The sequence below is a fragment of the Blastomonas sp. CCH1-A6 genome, assembly GCF_001556365.1.
In the GTDB taxonomy this organism is placed as follows: Bacteria; Pseudomonadota; Alphaproteobacteria; order Sphingomonadales; family Sphingomonadaceae; genus Blastomonas; species Blastomonas ursincola.
The window spans coordinates 1-2018 of the sequence record NZ_LSIS01000182.1 but is presented as its reverse complement, the minus strand read 5'-3'; the positions used below and the strand labels follow the sequence as shown (position 1 = coordinate 2018).

At 64.1% G+C, this 2018-nt stretch carries 3 protein-coding genes; 1 reads left to right on the top strand and 2 read right to left on the bottom strand.

Annotated elements, in window-relative coordinates; genetic code table 11:
* Positions 1-286 precede the first annotated feature (286 nt).
* Together AX735_RS07905 and AX735_RS07900 are read right to left on the bottom strand one after the other, a co-directional pair.
* Entirely contained in the window at positions 287-469 is a 183-nt protein-coding gene (locus AX735_RS07905) for a CsbD family protein (RefSeq protein ID WP_060980090.1), read from the bottom strand.
* A 58-nt stretch (positions 470-527) separates the two neighbouring features.
* Positions 528-947: an EVE domain-containing protein gene (locus AX735_RS07900; protein ID WP_066278297.1), complete on the bottom strand. Its 420-nt coding sequence runs from the start codon at positions 945-947 to the stop codon at positions 528-530.
* A gap of 72 nt (positions 948-1019) precedes the next feature.
* On the opposite strand from AX735_RS07900, the gene AX735_RS07895 reads away from it, so the two are divergent.
* The gene (locus tag AX735_RS07895) at positions 1020-1958 is read left to right on the top strand and encodes an isopenicillin N synthase family dioxygenase (protein ID WP_066278292.1); all 939 of its coding nucleotides are present in this window, start codon (positions 1020-1022) and stop codon (positions 1956-1958) included.
* Positions 1959-2018 lie beyond the last annotated feature (60 nt).

The following is a 2018-nucleotide window of genomic DNA, read 5'->3' as shown; positions in this document are numbered from 1 at the left end:
CCCCGCGCTCGCCGAGGCGCTAGCGCAGCCGGGGCTGAAGCTGCTACATCTCAAGACCGATATCGAGAATATCGCGGCGAGCGGCGCGACGGTGTCGGGGCTGCGTGGGCGCTGACCCCAAGCGCCGCAACCCCCTCTCCCAGCTCCGGCTAGGCTCGCTAACGCTCGCCAGGCCTGCGCAACCCTCTCCCTCCAGGGGAGAGGGGAACAGCGCACAAAAAAACCGGCTCTCCTGCTAGCGGAAGAGAGCCGGTCCTTTTGAATTCAGCGAGGCTGGATCAGAAGATCACACCTTGTCGCCGAATGCACCCTTGACGTCGCCGGCAAGCTTCTGGGTCTTGCCCTTGAGCTGCTGCGCTTCGCCTTCGGCTTCGAGTTCGGGGTTGTTGGTGGCAGCGCCGATGCCTTCCTTGACCTTGCCGGCCAGATCATTTGCGGTGCCTGCGGCCTTGTCCTTGAGTTCACCCATGATATTGCTCCTTCACCTGGCAAGACGGGGAGGCTTGCCTTCGGACTACTTACGCAGGTTAGGAAGACGCGTTCCCCGCGAGGCGCAGGATTTCCCTCCATTCGTCGCATGTTACGCCAGCGACCGACAGGCGCGACTGGCGCAGGATCGCCATATCGGCCAGCTTCGGATTCGCCTTGATCGCCTTGAGCGACACCGCGCGCTTCAGCGGCTCGACCGGCTGCACCTTCACCGCGACCCAGCGCCCGCTCTCGTCCTTGGGGTCGGGAAAGGCGGGTTCGCTCACCCGCATGATCCCGACGACCTCCAGCCCGGTGCGCGAATGGTAGAACAGCGCCAGATCGCCCTCGCGCATGGCTTTCAGGTTGTTCGAGGCCTGCGCATTGCGCACCCCGTCCCAGGTCCCTTCGCCATCGCGCACCAGATCGTGCCAGCCATATTCTTCGGGTTCGGACTTCATCAGCCAATATTGGGTCATGATTTTTCCCGCCTGAGCGCCTAAGTGAGCGCATCGCTCGATATTCGAGACTCAGCTATTGCGGACCGCATCATGATACAACTGCCCATTCTCTCGCTCACCGACGAACCTGCCGCGCTCGCGCAGAAGCTCGGCGACAGTTTCTCCACCTATGGCTTTGCGATGATCAAGGATCATGGCCTCGATCCCGCGCTGGTGCGCCAGGGCTGGGACAAGACTGCGGAATTCTTCGCGCTGCCCACCGAGGAGAAGCGCCGCTATTACGACAGCGAGGCTGGCGGCCAGCGCGGCTATACCCCGTTCGGCACCGAGATCGCCAAGGATGCCAAGGCGCATGACCTGAAGGAATTCTGGCATGTCGGGCGCGAGATCGATCCGGCGAGCCCGATCGCGCACACGATGCCGAAGAACGTCTGGCCCGAGCGGCCCGAGCATTTCCGCGAGACCTTCGAGCCGCTGTTCGCCGAGTTCGACCGGGTGGGCAACATCATCCTGTCGCGCATCGCGGTCTATCTGGGGCTCGATGCGAACTGGTTCGAACCTGCCGTGCACGAGGGCAATTCGATCCTGCGCCTGCTCCACTATCCGCCCATGGGTGTCGGCACCGGCGAGGAAGGCGCGATCCGCGCCGGCGCCCACGAGGATATCAACCTCATCACGCTGCTGCTCGGGGCCGAGGAAGGCGGGCTCGAGATCCTGGCCAAGGACGGATCGTGGATCGACATGCGCCCGCCCGAAGGCGCGCTGGTCGTAAATGTCGGCGACATGCTGCAGCGGCTGACCAACCATGTGCTGCCCTCGACCACGCACCGCGTCCGCAATCCCGCAGGCGACCGGGCGCGCTACAGCCGCTATTCGATGCCCTTCTTCCTGCACCTGCGATCGGACTTCCCGATCCGCACGCTCGAAACCTGCATCACCGCCGAGCGCCCCAATCGCTACCCGGACGCGATCCTGGCCGACGATTACCTGCACGAGAGGCTGGTCGAGATCGGCCTGGTCAAGGCCTGAGCCTTTTTGACACTGCGCGCGGCGGGGATTCAGTCTCCGCCGCCGCATCCTCCGCAGCCG